This is a genomic window from Providencia sp. PROV080 (assembly GCF_033688105.1).
GTDB lineage: Bacteria > Pseudomonadota > Gammaproteobacteria > Enterobacterales > Enterobacteriaceae > Providencia > Providencia zhejiangensis.
The window spans coordinates 3,598,886-3,616,991 of sequence record NZ_CP096346.1; the positions used below are offsets into that span (position 1 = coordinate 3,598,886).

At 41.5% G+C, this 18,106-nt stretch carries 15 protein-coding genes, 1 tRNA gene and 1 pseudogene; 11 read left to right on the forward strand and 6 right to left on the reverse strand.

Translation table 11 applies throughout. The features are described 5' to 3' along the window. The first annotated feature begins 244 nt into the window (after window positions 1-244). The 3 genes from M1F03_RS16195 (at window position 245) to M1F03_RS16205 (ending at window position 4,107) form a co-directional block, all read left to right on the forward strand. On the forward strand, window positions 245-1,153 hold the full coding sequence (locus M1F03_RS16195; RefSeq protein WP_154624544.1) for an EamA family transporter: 909 nt from the start codon (window positions 245-247) through the stop codon (window positions 1,151-1,153). Window positions 1,154-1,497: 344 nt separating this feature from the next. Continuing rightward, a complete protein-coding gene (gene cstA, locus M1F03_RS16200; protein ID WP_154624545.1) occupies window positions 1,498-3,591 on the forward strand; it encodes a pyruvate/proton symporter CstA in 2,094 nt (697 codons plus the stop codon). A gap of 318 nt (window positions 3,592-3,909) precedes the next feature. After that, window positions 3,910-4,107, forward strand: coding sequence for a YbdD/YjiX family protein (locus M1F03_RS16205; RefSeq protein WP_251464697.1), 198 nt, complete (start codon window positions 3,910-3,912; stop codon window positions 4,105-4,107). Between the two features lie 82 nt (window positions 4,108-4,189). Here M1F03_RS16205 and efp read toward each other — a convergent pair whose 3' ends face one another. Beyond that, on the reverse strand, window positions 4,190-4,756 hold the full coding sequence (gene efp / locus M1F03_RS16210; protein ID WP_154624547.1) for an elongation factor P: 567 nt from the start codon (window positions 4,754-4,756) through the stop codon (window positions 4,190-4,192). A gap of 44 nt (window positions 4,757-4,800) precedes the next feature. On the opposite strand from efp, the gene epmB reads away from it, so the two are divergent. Continuing rightward, on the forward strand, window positions 4,801-5,829 hold the full coding sequence (gene epmB / locus M1F03_RS16215; protein WP_196713648.1) for an EF-P beta-lysylation protein EpmB: 1,029 nt from the start codon (window positions 4,801-4,803) through the stop codon (window positions 5,827-5,829). A gap of 48 nt (window positions 5,830-5,877) precedes the next feature. On the opposite strand, the gene M1F03_RS16220 is transcribed toward epmB, so the two are convergent. The 4 genes from M1F03_RS16220 to M1F03_RS16235 all read right to left on the reverse strand — a co-directional run bounded on the left by M1F03_RS16220 (window position 5,878) and on the right by M1F03_RS16235 (window position 9,526). Further along, window positions 5,878-6,222, reverse strand: coding sequence for a DUF4156 domain-containing protein (locus M1F03_RS16220; RefSeq protein ID WP_154624549.1), 345 nt, complete (start codon window positions 6,220-6,222; stop codon window positions 5,878-5,880). Window positions 6,223-6,860: 638 nt separating this feature from the next. Next, window positions 6,861-8,504: a chaperonin GroEL gene (gene groL, locus M1F03_RS16225; RefSeq protein ID WP_154624550.1), complete on the reverse strand. Its 1,644-nt coding sequence runs from the start codon at window positions 8,502-8,504 to the stop codon at window positions 6,861-6,863. A gap of 51 nt (window positions 8,505-8,555) precedes the next feature. Beyond that, entirely contained in the window at window positions 8,556-8,849 is a 294-nt protein-coding gene (locus M1F03_RS16230) for a co-chaperone GroES (RefSeq protein WP_008914587.1), read from the reverse strand. A gap of 164 nt (window positions 8,850-9,013) precedes the next feature. Then, window positions 9,014-9,526 carry an FxsA family protein gene (locus M1F03_RS16235; protein ID WP_163863074.1) on the reverse strand — a complete coding sequence of 171 codons (513 nt, stop codon included), beginning with the start codon at window positions 9,524-9,526 and terminating at the stop codon, window positions 9,014-9,016. 531 nt (window positions 9,527-10,057) lie between these two features. Here M1F03_RS16235 and aspA point away from each other — a divergent pair. Next, window positions 10,058-11,482, forward strand: a complete 1,425-nt coding sequence (gene aspA, locus M1F03_RS16240; protein ID WP_154624551.1) for an aspartate ammonia-lyase — start codon at window positions 10,058-10,060, stop codon at window positions 11,480-11,482. Between the two features lie 145 nt (window positions 11,483-11,627). Continuing rightward, on the forward strand, window positions 11,628-12,950 hold the full coding sequence (locus tag M1F03_RS16245) for an anaerobic C4-dicarboxylate transporter (RefSeq protein ID WP_154624552.1): 1,323 nt from the start codon (window positions 11,628-11,630) through the stop codon (window positions 12,948-12,950). Between the two features lie 138 nt (window positions 12,951-13,088). On the opposite strand, the gene M1F03_RS16250 is transcribed toward M1F03_RS16245, so the two are convergent. Next, window positions 13,089-14,237, reverse strand: coding sequence for a glycerate kinase (locus tag M1F03_RS16250; protein WP_251464698.1), 1,149 nt, complete (start codon window positions 14,235-14,237; stop codon window positions 13,089-13,091). 202 nt (window positions 14,238-14,439) lie between these two features. Here M1F03_RS16250 and dicD point away from each other — a divergent pair, with 202 nt between their 5' ends. From dicD to M1F03_RS16275, 5 genes and pseudogenes are all read left to right on the forward strand, one after another. Then, window positions 14,440-15,018, forward strand: a complete 579-nt coding sequence (gene dicD / locus M1F03_RS16255) for a division control transcriptional repressor DicD (protein ID WP_318840009.1) — start codon at window positions 14,440-14,442, stop codon at window positions 15,016-15,018. 126 nt (window positions 15,019-15,144) lie between these two features. Beyond that, window positions 15,145-15,220: transfer RNA gene (locus M1F03_RS16260), tRNA-Phe, on the forward strand. A gap of 195 nt (window positions 15,221-15,415) precedes the next feature. Further along, entirely contained in the window at window positions 15,416-16,690 is a 1,275-nt protein-coding gene (locus M1F03_RS16265; protein ID WP_251464700.1) for a tyrosine-type recombinase/integrase, read from the forward strand. Window positions 16,691-16,847: 157 nt separating this feature from the next. Further along, window positions 16,848-17,027, forward strand: a pseudogene (locus tag M1F03_RS16270) (integrase); the annotation flags it as partial. Window positions 17,028-17,223: 196 nt separating this feature from the next. Then, a complete protein-coding gene (locus M1F03_RS16275) occupies window positions 17,224-17,949 on the forward strand; it encodes a DUF2157 domain-containing protein (RefSeq protein ID WP_251464701.1) in 726 nt (241 codons plus the stop codon). The last annotated feature ends 157 nt before the right edge of the window (window positions 17,950-18,106 follow it).

Consider the following 18,106-nt stretch of genomic DNA (forward strand, 5'->3'; position numbering starts at 1 on the left):
GGGTCGTCCCCAAATTTTATGACGATCACTTAGGTCGTCCTAAGCGCGTATGATATGAGAGGGTATTATAAACATTCAATTTAAAGGTCTCAAGTAAGAAAATATAACAATTAAATCCAAATAAGTGATTTAAATTAACTTAATTGTACTGTAATGGCTTACAAGAGCATCTTTATTATCGCATATGAATATGTTCAAGAGTAAAGTGTTTTACTCTAAATAAAAAATCAACTGAGAAAATAACATGAAGTTCAAAGATGTATTGCTCGCTCTTTGTGTCGTCATCATTTGGGGTGTTAATTTTGTCATTATCAAATTAGGCGTTACCGCTCTACCGCCTTTGCTCTTAGGGGCTTTACGCTTTGTTTTTGTTGCGTTTCCAGCTATTTTCTTTTTCAGGCGTCCCCGTATCCCATTTAGACTACTTCTACTTTATGGATTAACCATCAGCTTTGGGCAATTTGCATTTCTATTTTGTGCAATTCGAGTGGGTATGCCAGCGGGGATCACTTCGGTTATTTTGCAATCACAAGCTTTTTTCACCTTGCTACTCGGTGCTGTCATTTTAAAAGAAAAATTACAATTAACTCATTATATCGGTATGTTTATTGCCGTGATTGGTTTAACCATATTAGCGAATGGCGGAACCAACAGTGGCCTTGATGATATTCCGTTACTTGGTTTAACTTTTACTTTGATCGCAGGACTTTCATGGGCTTGTGGCAATATTACGAACCGAATCATTATGCAGCATGAAGGCGAAGAAAAATGCAGCGCCCTCTCCTTAGTCAGTTGGAGTGCCCTTATCCCAATCATACCTTTCTTTGTCAGTTCATGGATTTTTGAAGGTGAAGAAGCGATTTTACACGGGTTAGCAGGCTTTGATTGGTCAGTATTCGGTACGATTATTTACCTTGCATATTTATCAACTTTTGTCGGTTATGGATTATGGGGTGTTTTACTCGGGCGTTATGAAGCGTGGCGTGTTGCACCATTTTCGCTGTTAGTTCCCTTGTTCGGGTTAAGTAGTAGTGCCGTATTCCTTGGTGAACAAATTAATAGGGTACAAATTGCTGGCCTGACTTTTATTATGTTTGGCTTAATTATCACCTTATTTGGTCGGAAACTCATTCAACGCGTTAGACAGATTTAATCACCATCATAAGCTACGCTGGAGAGGCTCTCTCTCCAGTTGCCTCCCCTTAATAAGTGAGTCACCTCCCCCTAGATAAATAACCATATGGAATATAATCCCAAAAGCCTACAATTTAATAGCATTAACACATCATCCTGATAATGTCCTTTAGCTTAAATCAAAATAAAATCCAGCCAGTCATCACAATTTAGTGATGTAAATTGCAGTTATGAAATTTATTTTCACCTCAGCATTGGTTTCACGTTTTAGCTATTTTGTCTTTTCGTCAACAGCGGCTATATGTGTCAGTAATCTACAAAGATAATTAATAACAGTTTGATAATAAGACGGATGGAAAGGCTATGGGTAAACAATTAATTTGGATTGTACTAGCAATACTCGGTGCTTTTGCTCTTGGTTATGTTGCATTAAACCGCGGAGAGCAGATCAATGCGCTATGGATCGTCATTGCCGCTGTTTGTATCTATTTAGTCGCCTATCGTTACTATGGGCTATTTATCGCCAAAAAAGTACTGCAAGTTGATGAAACACGCATGACACCATCAATTCGCCATAATGATGGTTTAGACTATGTTCCAACAGATAAAAAAATTCTATTCGGTCACCATTTTGCCGCTATTGCTGGTGCCGGCCCACTAGTTGGTCCTGTTCTTGCTGCACAAATGGGCTACTTACCCGGTATGTTATGGATCCTCGCGGGGGTTGTTCTAGCCGGCGCGGTTCAAGACTTTATGGTGCTATTTGTTTCAACTCGCCGAGATGGTCGTTCATTAGGAGAGCTCGTCAAAGAAGAGATGGGGAATACGGCGGGTATTATTGCTCTGATAGCCTGTTTTATGATTATGGTGATTATTCTTGCCGTACTTGCGATGATTGTTGTCAAAGCACTGACTCACAGCCCTTGGGGAACCTATACTGTTGCCTTCACTATCCCCCTCGCTATCTTTATGGGGATATATACTCGTTATATCCGTCCGGGGCGTATCGGAGAAGTTTCAATTATTGGTTTAGTATTCCTTATATTCGCTATTATTTCAGGGGGTTGGGTTGCTGAAAGTGAAACATGGGCACCTTACTTTGATTATACTGGAGTACAATTGACTTGGATGCTAGTCGGCTATGGCTTCGTGGCGGCAGTGCTACCCGTTTGGTTATTACTCGCTCCTCGTGACTATCTTTCTACCTTCTTAAAAATTGGAACCATTATCGGTTTAGCCATTGGGATTTTAATTTTAAATCCTAACTTGCAAATGCCATCATTGACAAAATTTGTTGATGGTACAGGCCCTGTGTGGGCAGGTGATCTGTTTCCATTCCTGTTTATTACCATTGCGTGTGGGGCCGTTTCAGGTTTCCATGCATTGATCTCTTCAGGCACCACACCCAAAATGCTGGCGAATGAAAACCAAGCCTGTTTTATTGGTTATGGCGGCATGCTGATGGAATCTTTCGTTGCTATCATGGCGCTGGTTGCAGCTTGTGTCATTGACCCTGGTGTCTATTTTGCAATGAACAGCCCTATCGCCATGCTGGCTCCAGCTGGTACAGAAGATGTTGTCGCGTCAGCTGCACAAGTGGTGAGCAGCTGGGGTTTCCAAATCACACCTGATCAGTTAACAAATATCGCAAATGAAGTTGGTGAAAACAGTATTATTTCCCGCGCGGGGGGAGCTCCGACACTCGCCGTTGGTATGGCTTATATTCTGCATGGTGCTCTCGGCGGCTTAATGAATGTCTCCTTCTGGTATCATTTCGCCATCCTGTTTGAAGCCTTGTTTATTTTAACCGCTGTCGATGCAGGAACCCGTGCTGCGCGCTTTATGCTACAAGATTTGCTAGGCGTTATTTCACCGTCATTAAAACGGACCGATTCGCTACCTGCAAACTTAGTGGCAACTGCATTATGTGTGCTTGCTTGGGGGTATTTCCTTCATCAAGGCGTTGTTGATCCTCTTGGTGGTATCAACACCTTATGGCCACTATTTGGTATTGCGAACCAAATGCTAGCCGGTATGGCATTGATGCTATGTGCCGTTGTCTTGTTCAAAATGAAGCGCCAAAAATATGCATGGGTGGCTTTAGTACCGACAGCATGGCTGTTAGTCTGTACTATGGTGGCTGGATGGGAAAAAACCTTCAGTGAGGATGCTCGTGTAGGCTTCTTAGCGGTTGCGAATAAATTCCAAGCAATGATTGATAGCGGAAACATTCCATCGCAATACACTGAATCTCAGTTGGTCCAATTGATTTTTAATAACCGCTTAGATGCGGGACTGACCATTTTCTTTATGATTGTCGTCGTCGTATTGGCCCTATTCTCAATTCGTACCGCAATGAAAGCGTTGAAATCTTCTGAACCAACGGCAAACGAAGTGCCATACCAACCGATGCCAGCTAACTATCAGGAGATCGTCGCCAATACCCGTCATCATTAACCAGATAAAGGTGACACGATGACGGCAAGTATGCCGCAGCTCTAACGCTAAGCCCCTTGTATAAGGGGCTCAGACTGCTCACAAACCTATGATGTTTGGCGGCAAGTCGAATAGGTTTTGAAAATAAACGAGGAAAATCAATTTATTGATTTTCGGCTGATAACACAAAGTGGGAAAAACCACGTTTTTATCCCACTTTGTCAACAACCTCAGCCCCTTGTATAAGGGGCTACCCCTCTAAAGGTCGCTCGTTAGAATGGTAAGCAACACGCATAAAAACGGTTAAACGATAATATAACGTTAAGTGAGGGAATAACCATGTTTGGTTCACTAGGTAATGCCGCAAAATATCTCGGGCAAGCAGCAAAAATGATGATTGGTGTGCCTGACTATGATAATTACGTTGCACATATGCAGCGGAATCATCCAGATCAAACACCCATGACGTATGAAGAGTTCTTTAAAGAACGTCAAGATGCTCGCTATGGTGGGAAAGGCGGCTTTAAGTGCTGCTAAGCTGCACTCTCAATTTTAAACGATAAAAAAAACCGTAATGCCATACAAACATTACGGTTTTTTAGTTTCATTCAAACAGGTATTATTTTACGCGTGAAACGTATTCGCCTGAACGAGTATCCACTTTGATCACTTCACCAATCTGAACGAATAGAGGTACTTTAACTACTGCACCTGTGCTCAGCGTAGCTGGCTTACCACCAGTACCCGCTGTGTCACCTTTCAGACCTGGGTCAGTATCGGTAATTTCTAACTCGACAAAGTTTGGCGGAGTCACTGCGATTGGGCGACCATTCCACAGAGTCAGAATACAATCGGCTTGGTCGATCAGCCACTTAGCGTTATCACCAACCGCTTTTTCGTCAGCTGCAAGCTGTTCGAAAGTTTCGTTGTTCATGAAATGCCAGAACTCACCATCGTTATAAAGGTAAGTTAAGTTCATATCCATGACATCTGCACCTTCGACAGAATCAGTAGACTTAAATGTTTTTTCCAACAGTTTGTTAGAAATCAGTTTACGAATACGAACACGTGCAAACGCTTGACCTTTACCCGGTTTAACGAATTCACTATCAAGAATTGCACAAGGTTCGCCATCTAACATGATTTTAAGACCTGAGCGGAATTCATTGGTACTATAAGTAGCCATGGAGATCCTCTAAATTTATACACTAAAAATGGCATAGCCAAAAAATGGTCGATATTGTAACTCAAAATACCTCATCCAGAGAAGTCTGGATACAACAACTTGCTGAAGCAATCACTAATCCTGATGAATTGCTACAAATACTGGGGCTAGAAAACCATCAAGCATCGAAAGATGGCAACGACGCACGCAAATTATTTCCATTGCGTGTGCCGAAGCCCTTTATTTCGCGCATGAAAAAAGGCGATCCTCAAGACCCTCTGCTATTGCAAGTATTAACCGCAAAAGCAGAATTTGATATCTATCCGGATTTTTCCACTGATCCATTAGCAGAACAAAATAATGAGATCCCCAGTTTACTACATAAATATCACAACCGAGCATTGATGTTGGTGAAAGGAGGCTGTGCGGTAAACTGTCGTTACTGCTTTCGCCGACATTTTCCTTATGAAGATAACAAAGGAAACAAAAATAATTGGTTGATAGCTGTGGATTATATAAAAAACCACACTGAACTCAATGAAATCATCTTCTCGGGTGGGGATCCCTTAATGGCAAAGGATAGTGAACTCGATTGGTTAATCAGCCAACTGGAAGCGATCCCACATATTAAGCGACTCCGGATCCACTCTCGTCTCCCTGTCGTGATTCCTGAACGCATTACCGATAATTTATGTAACAGGCTTGCTAGCTCGCGCTTTCAAGTCATCATGGTGACACACCTGAACCATGCTAATGAAATCGATGATAGTTTTAGAAATGCCATGCAGAAACTCAAAAACTCAGGTGTGACATTACTCAACCAAAGCGTGCTATTACGCGGAGTTAATGATAATTCAGATACATTGGCTGATTTAAGTAACGCATTATTTGATGCAGGCATTCTCCCCTATTACCTACATGTTTTAGATAAAGTACAAGGTGCCGCACATTTCTTAGTGAGTGATCAAGAGGCTAGATTACTCATACAACAGCTACTTGGAAAAGTTTCTGGCTACTTAGTACCTAAATTGGCACGGGAGATTGGCGGAGAGCCGAGTAAAACGTTACTCGACCTAAATCTGAAGCAGTGCTGAAATGAAAACGCCCGATAAGTCATCGCTATCGGGCGTTACATGTTCATTTTAGGGACACTTATAAACTTGCCCGATCATCTTGCTATCAACTGGAATGAAGCTTGAAAGAATAGTTTCACTTGGGCTAGTCGCACCAAAAATGACGTTTCCGCCCATAGCGCCAGCTTTGTTGCGTAGATCATTAGCTGCACCACGCATAGAACTTGAATCACTATTGACACCGCTCAACCAGTTGCTTTGAGTTCCTGTTACTTGACCAAGGAGCTGGCAATCACTTCCAGGTTGGTTTTCAACAAAACGAACTTGTGAGCCTGCGGCAGTTAAATTAGTTGTTGTCGAACAGCCTGCTAAAAGTAGTAATGCAGCAGCACCAAGCAATACTTTAATTCGCATGTTTTCCCTCATTTATCATCATGTTTTTGCAGCTGGTTTGAGAACCCTCATTCCCTTCTTTATTCAACTGACTGTCACCATCAACAGCACCATTGAACTGATCTTCACGAGTGCCACCAAATTATAACCACTCAGGCACCTGTTTACAGCCAAAATTCGCCAGATCTATATTGAGAGATATGGATTACGGTTCAAAGTATCAGCAAAGGCAGAATCCTAAAAAATTAGGCCATCCCTATCAGCCAACGCAGCTTACCATAAAACGCGTATACTCTAAATAATTCGCAGCACGTTTCAACTATACCGAGTATTTAACACGTTGGGTTTTCTGTTACTGACCAAACCAATTTGCCTTACTCCAAATATAACCTGTTGCATGTCCTTTTCGCAAAAATAAATATGTAATATCTCATTTGAGAGCCTAGCGGCTAACACACTTAATCAGACTGACGGCCTCTTTATCAATGTCTTTAGAGACTCTCTACATGTTCATTTAGCGACCAAACTCATCACTCATTGAAGTACAGCCATAGACGAATGATATAAAAAAACCGGTACTGCCAGCCAATACTCGCAATACCGGTTTAAAAGGCTTAACAGTGATTATTCACTGTTTGAGCGTGATGTCGCCAAATGGCTTACATCATACCGCCCATTCCACCCATTCCGCCCATTCCAGCAGCACCTAAATCAGGGCCGTCTTCTTTAGGCATTTCAGTGATCATTGCTTCAGTCGTAATCATCAGACCTGCAATTGATGCAGCAAATTGCAGTGCAGAACGAGTAACTTTAGTTGGGTCCAAAATACCCATCTCAATCATGTCACCGTAAGTATCTGTTGCTGCGTTGTAACCTTCGTTACCTGTCGCTGCTTTAACCGTATTAACAACAACAGACGCTTCTTCACCTGCGTTAGTGACGATTTGACGCATTGGTGCTTCCATCGCGCGTAGTGCAACACGAATACCTACGTTTTGCTCTTCGTTATCACCTTTCAGTGAAGCCAATTTCGCAGCAACACGTACTAGTGCGGTACCACCACCAGCAACAACACCTTCTTCAACAGCAGCGCGAGTTGCATGCAGAGCATCGTCAACACGAGCACGTTTTTCTTTCATTTCAACTTCAGTTGCAGCACCGACTTTAATCACCGCAACACCGCCAGCTAATTTAGCGACACGCTCTTGCAGTTTTTCACGGTCATAATCAGAAGTTGATTCTTCGATTTGTTGGCGAATTTGAGCCACACGACCTGAAATAGCAGACTCATCACCGACACCATCAATAATAGTGGTAGTGTCTTTGTTGATAACGATACGTTTTGCTTGACCCAGATCTTCTAATGTTGCTTTCTCAAGCTCCATACCGATCTCTTCAGAGATAACAGTACCATTAGTTAGAATCGCGATATCTTGTAACATCGCTTTACGGCGATCACCAAAACCAGGTGCTTTAACCGCAGCAACTTTAACGATACCACGCATAGTGTTAACAACCAGAGTTGCCAGCGCTTCACCTTCAACATCTTCAGCGATGATCAGTAGCGGCTTGCTCGCTTTCGCAACACCTTCTAATACAGGTAGCAATTCACGGATGTTAGACACTTTTTTGTCAACTAACAGGATGAATGGGTTTTCCAGTTCAACAACACCGGTTTCTGGCTTATTGATGAAATAAGGAGACAGGTAACCACGGTCGAACTGCATACCTTCAACAACATCCAGCTCATCTTCCAGACCAGTACCTTCTTCAACCGTGATAACGCCTTCTTTACCGACTTTATCCATGGCTTCTGCAATCAGCTTACCAACAGTTTCATCTGAGTTTGCAGAGATAGTACCAACCTGCGCAATTGCTTTAGAGTCTGAACATGGAACAGACAGTGCTTTTAGCTCTTCAACCGCGGCAACAACTGCTTTATCGATACCACGTTTCAGATCCATTGGGTTCATACCCGCAGCAACGGCTTTTAGACCTTCAGTAACAATAGCTTGTGCCAGTACAGTCGCAGTAGTCGTACCGTCACCTGCTGCATCGTTAGCTTTAGATGCAACTTCTTTAACCATTTGTGCACCCATGTTTTCGAATTTATCTTCTAATTCGATTTCACGAGCAACTGAAACACCGTCTTTAGTGATAACCGGTGAACCAAATGATTTATCCAGAACCACGTTACGACCTTTTGGTCCTAAAGTGACTTTCACTGCATCTGCTAGAATATTCACACCACGAAGCATTTTTACGCGTGCGTCATTACCAAATTTAACGTCTTTAGCTGCCATTATTTCTTTCCTTTAAATTCTTTTCGTTAGTTGAGAAGATCTAAGTGAAAATTACGCTTCAACAATTGCGAGAATGTCACTCTCTGACATGATCAGCACTTCTTCGTTGTCGATTTTTTCAGCTTTCACGCCATAACCGTCGTTAAAAATAACGATGTCGCCGACTTTCACATCCAAAGCTTTAATTTCACCATTTTCAAGGATGCGACCGTTACCAACGGCGAGAACTTCACCACGCGTAGATTTACCTGCTGCTGTGCCAGTCAGAACGATGCCGCCAGCAGATTTAGATTCAACTTCTTTACGCTTGACGATAACACGGTCATGCAATGGACGAATTTTCATTAATAGTTCTCCTATAAATAAAGTCCACACTAGGTAAAAGGACGATACCAGTATGTCTAAATAAACCAGTACCATGTTTTTCCAGATTGGGGCGAGTTGGAGTGACTTCAAGGGGGGGAAGATAAAATTTTTTTGTTTTTACCTTCCCCGTATTAGAGGGATAACTACTTAGGACGGTTATCTTTTTCAGATTCGCTAGATTCTTCAGATTTATCGATCGTATAGGATGGATCATCCTGTTTACGTTGAAATTCTCCCTCAAATGTATCGCCTTGTTGGAATGGGTTATGACGCCCTGCACTGAAGCCATTTCCCGTCTGAGAAAAACGAATATGGGGGATCAAACGCATCACAAATAATTTTTGAACTGGTGGCAACAATAAAAGTAAGCCAATAAAATCAGTAAAGAAGCCCGGTACGATTAATAAAAAGCCAGCAAGTACCAGAGCAACACTTTTAATCATTTCTGCGGCAGGGCTTTCACCAGCTGCTATTTTTTGTTGAATTTGCATGACATTTTTCATTCCCTGATTTTTGACCAGCGAAATCCCTAAACAGGATGTCAATACAACCAAAATAAGTGTCGCCAACACACCAATCTCTGAGGCAACACGGACGAATATGACAGACTCAATATAAATGAGAAGGCATATAAATATGAGTGGTAACCAGCGCACAAGTTCTCCTTTGTTTCAATTCGCTTTATTCCCGCCATTCTTTAAATTGCATAGGAATTCACCTCGTTAGCATCTTGAGACATATCATTGACCTAGCTGTCTTCAAGGGGATTACAGGCTATCTACCTACAACTTAGAGTCTGTCAGGTATAAATGAGTTCTCGCCTCTTGGAAAACCTTTGTGAACTGTATCTAAGAGACAAACAACAACATTCGCTTTTTTACATAGTATAGACATAATGATGGAGGTCACTATAACGCTTTTCAACTCATGGAGATTTCTCATTTTTTTATTTTCATCTGTGAGCACTCTCACATATTTTGAAAACAGTTTCATAAATCAAACTATATAGTGATCTAGGTTCAAGGCAATGATTTAAGAACAGCATATCATCTACCTATAAATCAGTAGATCATCATGCTGATAACGGAGTAACAAGGGTTTAACACCTATAATATTTTGTTTCACGGTATATATATTTTTAAAAGCGCATAATAGACAGTAACTGTAATCTAATTAAGAAGGTTCTCATGTCAAACAATACTCGTATCGAAGAAGACCTGTTAGGTCAGAAAGAAGTCCCATCTGATGCCTATTACGGTGTTCATACTCTGCGTGCGATTGAAAACTTTTATATCAGCGACCGCACCATTAACGATGTGCCAGAATTTATTCGCGGCATGGTAATGGTTAAAAAAGCGGCAGCAATGGCGAACAAAGAACTTCATACTATCCCACGTAACATCGCTGATACCATCATCAAAGCTTGCGATGTTGTTCTGGATACTGGCAAATGCATGGATCAGTTCCCTGTTGATGTATTCCAAGGTGGTGCAGGTACATCACTGAACATGAATACTAACGAAGTCCTTGCCAACATCGGTCTTGAACTGATGGGTCATCAGAAAGGTGAATATGAATACCTAAATCCGAATGACCATTTAAATAAGAGCCAATCAACCAATGATGCATACCCAACAGGTTTCCGCATCGCGGTCTACAATTCAGTTATCAAATTGATTGACTCCGTTGAATACCTGAAAAAAGGCTTTGAGAAAAAAGCGGAAGAATTTAAAGACATTCTGAAAATGGGTCGTACCCAATTACAGGATGCTGTGCCAATGACCGTAGGACAAGAGTTCCACGCATTTGCAACTCTTTTAAAAGAAGAAGAGAAAAACCTGAAACGTAGCATTGAGTTACTGCTAGAAGTTAACTTAGGTGCTACTGCCATCGGTACAGGTTTAAATACCGCGCCAGGTTACCAAAAACTGGCTGTTGAAAAATTAGCTGAAGTGACTGGCTTACCATGTGTACCAGCAGAAGACCTGATTGAAGCGACTTCTGACTGTGGTGCATACATCACCGTTCACGCTGGCCTAAAACGCCTTGCGGTTAAGCTATCCAAAATCTGTAATGACTTACGTTTACTCTCTTCAGGTCCTCGCGCTGGTCTTAAAGAAATCAATCTGCCTGAACTGCAAGCAGGTTCTTCAATTATGCCAGCAAAAGTTAACCCAGTTATTCCTGAAGTTGTTAACCAAGCTTGCTTCAAAGTTATCGGTAACGATATCTGTGTTACAATGGCAGCTGAAGCGGGTCAGCTACAGTTAAACGTCATGGAACCAGCTATCGGTCAAGCAATGTTTGAATCCATTTCATTGATGAGCAATGCTTGCCGTAACTTAGTTGAAAAATGCGTCAACGGTATCACAGTCAACAAAGAAATCTGTGAAGCGTTCGTCTTTAATTCTATCGGTATCGTCACTTATCTGAACCCATTCATTGGCCACCATAATGGTGACATCGTAGGTAAGATCTGTGCAGAAACAGGTAAGAGTGTCCGCGAGGTCGTTCTGGAGCGTGGCTTACTGACCGAAGAGCAGTTGGATGATATCTTCTCTGTTGAGAACCTAAAACATCCAGCTTATAAAGCGAAAAGATTTGATGACTAATCATTTATGTTAACCATAAATAATACTTAAAAATCAAGGCACGCCTCTCCTTCGGAAAGCGTGCCTTTTTAGTTTTATACACACACAAAAAATTAACACTACAGTTTCATATTTTTAATTTTAATTTTGTCGAGGAGTAAACACTATGCTAGCCGTAGAATTTATTATTGTTCTGCTGGCCATATTTCTGGGGGCCCGTCTTGGTGGGATAGGTATCGGTTTTGCCGGTGGCCTAGGTGTCTTGGTACTCGCTGCAATTGGCGTGAAACCAGGCACCATTCCATTTGACGTTATCTCCATTATCATGGCCGTAATCGCAGCTATTTCAGCAATGCAAATTGCTGGTGGCCTTGATTACTTAGTTGCTCAAACAGAAAAACTACTGCGCCGTAATCCTAAATACATCACCATCCTTGCGCCAATCGTGACCTATTTCCTAACCCTATTTGCGGGGACAGGTAATATCTCTTTAGCAACTTTGCCCGTTATTGCCGAAGTCGCAAAAGAGCAAGGCGTAAAACCTTGTCGTCCACTTTCAACTGCCGTTGTGGCTGCTCAAATCGGTATTACCGCTTCACCTATTTCTGCGGCTGTTGTGTATATGGCTTCCGTTATGGAAAACCCAGCGATGGTTGGGGCTGGTAACACCGTTAGCTATATCACACTATTAGGTATCCTGTTGCCATCGACTTTCCTTGCTATCATCCTAATGTCTTTCATTATCTCTTGGACATTCAACTCTAAACTATCGGATGACCCTATTTACCAGAAACGTTTGGCTGAAGGCCTCGTTGAGCTGCGTGGTAGCCAAGTTAAAGATATCAAAGCAGGTGCAAAATCATCGGTTCTGTTGTTCTTACTGGGCGTTGTGGGTGTGGTCATTTATGCCATCATCAACAGCCCAAGCTTAGGTATCGTCAAGACACCATTGATGAACACCACCAATGCTATTCTGATCATTATGCTGAGTGTGGCAACCCTAATCACAATTCTCTGCCGTGTGAGTACTGACTCTATCCTTAACTCAAGCACCTTTAAAGCAGGTATGAGTGCCTGTATCTGTATTCTGGGTGTTGCTTGGTTAGGTGATACTTTCGTACAACATAATATTGATTGGATTAAAGCAACTGCTGGCGACTTAATTCATGAGCATTCTTGGATGCTAGCTGTGATCTTCTTCTTCTGTTCAGCACTGCTGTATTCACAAGCTGCGACAGCAAAAGCGTTAATGCCAATGGCGTTAGCATTACATGTTAGCCCATTGACGGCTATCGCATCATTCTCTGCGGTATCTGGCTTATTCATTCTGCCAACTTACCCAACGCTCGTTGCTGCGGTACAAATGGATGATACAGGGACAACACGCATCGGTCGTTTTGTCTTTAACCACCCATTCTTCATTCCAGGCACGATTGCCGTCATCTTAGCCGTCACCTTCGGTTTCCTATTTGGCGGTATGATGTTGTAGTCATTTAATCTTTAAAATAAAACCCCCAAACGTTGTTATCCAACGCTTGGGGGTTATTTATTTTCGCTTATCAAAATCAATCACTATAGCGAAACACATCGAACACCCATTAAAATGCCTCAAGCAAGGTCAGTCATATTATCTATTCTTTAACTGTTGCCCTAACTGTAAGACTTTCGCGACGTTATAGGCAGCTTGTTGCAAGTTAGCCGCCCCTTCAGATAAGGCCTCTTCGAGTGAACATAAGCGGGGGACAATACTAAAAAAGGCATCAATACCTTCTTGATGTAATGCTTCAACACCTTTCCCTAAAACACCACTCAACGCAATCACCGGAACCTGGTGTTTAGCCGCTACTTTAGCAATACCAATTGGTGCTTTGCCGCCAGCCGTTTGTCCATCCATACTCCCTTCACCAACGATCACTAGGTCGGTATCAATCATTTCTTTTTCTAAATTGACCGCTTGAACGACAATCTCTATCCCAGGTTTTAAATTAGCCTTCATAAACGCGGCAGCAGCAACAGATATTCCGCCCGCCGCACCGCCTCCCGCCAAATGACGATAATCGATGCCTACCGTGCTCTCTATCACATCCGCCAGTTGATTAAGACCTTGTTCAAGCGTCGCTACCATCTCTGCGGTAGCACCTTTCTGAGGGCCAAATATTGCTGCTGCACCGCGCTCACCAACTAACGGGTTATCCACATCACATGCCACTTCGATATCACAGTCTTTTAATCGCGGGTCTAGGCCTGATACATCGATGTAAGCGATCTTATTTAATATTTCACCACCCAGTCCAAGCTGTTGGTTTTGTGCATCATAAAAGATAGCGCCTAACGCTTGCAGCATACCGACGCCGCCATCGACAGTCGCACTCCCCCCAATCCCCAAAATAATCTGTGTTACGCCTTTATCTAAAGCATCTTTAATCAACTGGCCAGTACCAAAACTACTCGCCAGCATCGGGTTACGTTGTTTAGGAGCAACTAGCATTAATCCACTTGCAGCAGCCATTTCAATAACGGCGGTTTTTCCTTGATGAAGTAAGCCATAAGTCGCCATCACGGGTTTATTCAATGGCCCTGAGACTTCAAGTGTCACATGCTCTCCTCCGATTGCGGCGATCAACGCATCAACAGTACCTTCCCCCCCATCGGCAATCGGTAAACAGAGATAAGTCGCATCCGGAAAGATAGCGTGAAATCCTTGCTTCACGGCATGAGCAGCAACTTCTGCACTGATACTTTCCTTAAATGAATCAGGTGCGATGATAATTTTCATAATAGAGAACCCTGTGAAAAACTGAGCCGATTTTCTAATTATATCATGTTGATATCTACCCTACTGCAAATTGCTATCGCCACTTGAATGGTGTGGGTTCACAGAATAGAGTCACTGTTGTGCATAAAGCAAACTGCTATAAATACATAATGAACATTGCTATGATGCTAGGTAGTAGAACAATATTGTGACGGAGCTAACAATGTCAGTACAGCGCGAAGAAATTTTGAGTCATGCTCTTAACCAGTTAGAAAAAAAAGGTCTATCCGCATCCACCGAGCATCTCCTCCATGAGATTGCGCCTGATTTTAGCGTGATCCGCCAATTTTGGCCTGACGATGAAGCTTTGGTGTACGATTGCTTACGCTACCATGGACAACAAATTGAAATTTGGCAGCGTCAAACACGATTAGATGACGCTCTCAATCCTCAGCAGAAATTATCTGCTCGTTATCAACAACTCTATCAGCGCGTCAGTGAAGAGCGCTTTCCGGGTTGTCTATTTGTTTCGGCTTGCAACCACTACCCCGATCCACAACATCCTATTCACCAATTAAGTCGTATACAAAAAGATAACTCTTTCCTGTATACCAAAGAGTTGTTGGATGAGCTAGACATCGAAGATTCCGAACTGGTCGCTAATCAAATGGAGTTAGTTTTAGAAGGTTGCCTAAATCGCCTATTGATTCAACGAGACATTAAGGATGTTGAAATCGCTCAACACCTGTCAGAAGATATTTTAGCGATTGCGTTATGCCGAAAAAAAGGCGCTCTAAGCTAAAAAAAGTACGATCGCGCGTTAAACCGTCACTTTTTGCTGAAAAAGAAAACACTCAGTTAAAAATTACGTTTTTTTAGAAAAAACTCGTTGACGCAAACCGCCTAATACGGTTTAATGCGCCCCGTTGCCCGGATAGCTCAGTCGGTAGAGCAGGGGATTGAAAATCCCCGTGTCCTTGGTTCGATTCCGAGTCCGGGCACCACCTTATTATCAACAGACGTCAACCGACGTCTGTTTTTGTTTGTAAAGCCCGCTAAAATCAACACTCTCCCAAAGTTTCAACTCAACTGAATTCTACTCGATTCTACCCACATCAACCCTATTATGCGGGTACAATTGCGGGTATACACTAGTTCGATAGAATTTTGTACCCATTTTATCTTTCAGGAAGCTCACTATGGCACTGACTGACGCTAAAATTCGGGCGGCCAAACCCGATGTGAAATCCTATAAATTAACCGATGGTGCAGGTCTGCACTTATTGGTTCACACCAACGGTTCTAAATACTGGCGGTTACGCTACCGCCATTTAGGTAAAGAGAAAACCTTAGCATTGGGTTTATACCCTGATGTCTCCTTATCAGAGGCGCGTTTAAAACGTGATGAAGCAAGAAAATTGATTGCTGACGGTATTGACCCGTGCGAACAAAAACGTGTGGCTAAAGCAGCTTCTGATGCTAATCTCTCTTTTGAAACCATCGCAAGACAATGGCATGCCAGCAATAAAAAATGGTCTGAATCACACAGTGAAAAGGTTTTAAAGAGTTTGGAGTCGCATGTATTTCCTTATATTGGATTACGCGATATCACTACCCTCAAAACCCCTGACCTGCTTATTCCTATCCGTGCAACAGAAAGTAAAGAGATTTATGAGATAGCTGCGCGTTTACAGCAACGTATCGCTGCTGTTATGCGTTATGCGGTGCAATCAGGTATTATTGGCTATAACCCTGCTATTGATACCGCAGGGGCTGTAACGACTGTACAACGCCAACACCGTCCAGCTCTTAATCTTGACCGTCTACCTGAACTCATTGCCCGTATCGATACTTATAAAGGGCAACCCGTCACTCGCCTAGCCGTGATGCTAAATTTATTAGTGTTTATTCGGTCAAGCGAACTTCGCTATGCGCGTTGGTCTGAAATTGACTTCGATAAAGCCTTATGGACTATTCCTGCTCAGCGAAAGCCTATACCCGGCGTTAAATTCTCACATCGCGGAGCAAAAATGCGCTCTCCGCATTTAGTTCCCCTTAGCCACCAAGCCATCACTATACTGAAAGAAATTTGGACATGGACAGGTGAACATGAATTAATCTTAACAGGCGCTCATAATTCCTTTAAACCCATGAGCGAGAATACGGTGAATAAAGCCTTACGTGTGATGGGTTACGATACCAAGACTGAAATCTGCGGGCACGGTTTTCGAACTATGGCATGCAGTTCATTGGTTGAATCAGGATTATGGTCGAAGGATGCCGTAGAAAGGCAAATGAGCCACCAAGAGCGTAACTCTGTCAGAGCGGCTTATATTCATAAAGCAGAGCATATTGAGGAAAGGCGATTGATGGTACAGTGGTGGGCGGATTATTTGGATGCTAATCGAGAGCAAACAATATCACCTTTCGACTTTGCCAAATTGAATAACCCAATGATTAATACTAGCGGTTAAAAATCAAACAAAAAACAGTTTAATTCTGTCATCTGGGGGCCTATTTGGGGGCCTCTGTATTCGATATAGGCAAGAGCCCCCAAACAGTCTAAAAAACACTATAAATTAAAAGGTTAATCAAGATTAACCTACAAATTGCATCTATTTCTACGATTTGACTATGAGTCCGATCTTACATGAGAAAGGATTTAATTCAGCGTGGATTGAAATACAATTAGCGCACAGGGATAAAAACTCTATTCGGGGTACATATAACCATGCACAATATTTGGAAGGAAGATGTGAAATGATGCAGTGGTATGCGGATTACATAGATAAGTTAGAAATACATTATTAATTAGATCCCCCCTTGTGATCTTCATAAGGGGTTTACGCTTAGTTAGTTAAAAAATAACATTAAAATCAAATAATTACCATAATTCAAAAAATACAACCTTATTTTTATTTAAATCTCCGTAACTATTTCACTAATATTTTTAGCATTGTATAATCAGCAAAATGATCATTCATTACAATCAATAAGGAAAATAAGCATGGGGAAATTTGCGAATATAAAAAATAATACTGATAACCTTCATATTACTCAAAATAACGTTGGTAATAATAACACTCAAAATACCCAAGTTATTAATAATACTATTCATAACAATAATACTTCAAGAAAAAATGATGAGCAGTCTTCTGCTATTGCTTTTATTTCTTGTGCTTTTTTAGGTATCGCTTTTTTAGTGTGGGCTTTTTTTAGCTACCATGATGAAGTTCACATTATCCTTAATTATAGCTCAATAGCCTTGCCTTTACTCTCGATATTAGCCCTACTCATCCTTTTTATAAAAAAAGAAAATGAAACCCCCGATATAGTTAGATGTATATTGTTATTGACAATAGGTGCGACTAGTTATTGCTTGACTAATTATATTAACACTTGTATTCCTCTAAATTTATTAGAACATGCAAAGAAGGCAACTTCAGCTACAAATTTCTGGAAAGAATTAACTCCCTATGGAAAAGAATTAGCTATATCCATAATAACTTCTAGTATACTTTTAATGTTATCTATAGTTCTAGGACATCTTTCATCATTAAGAGAACTTTCATATGCCTTAGCGAACAAAAATAGAATAGGGCTCTGGTTTTATGTGTATAAATTAACAAATATTTTTAAATTAAAAGCATTTGGTACAGGAGGAATTATTCTAACTTTAACTATACTTAGTGGCTTAGTCATAAGTGGATATATTATTAAATTGATAAAATAATCACATAAAAAAATACAGTATGTATGAAAATATATATTAGCAAGGTTCTAGAAACTTCCATTAAATTTTAAAATATTTTAGCTAGTTACAGCATTTTCATAATCCAGCCATATATCGATAAAGAAATTCAATTTCTATTGAAGGTATTTTGAGGAAG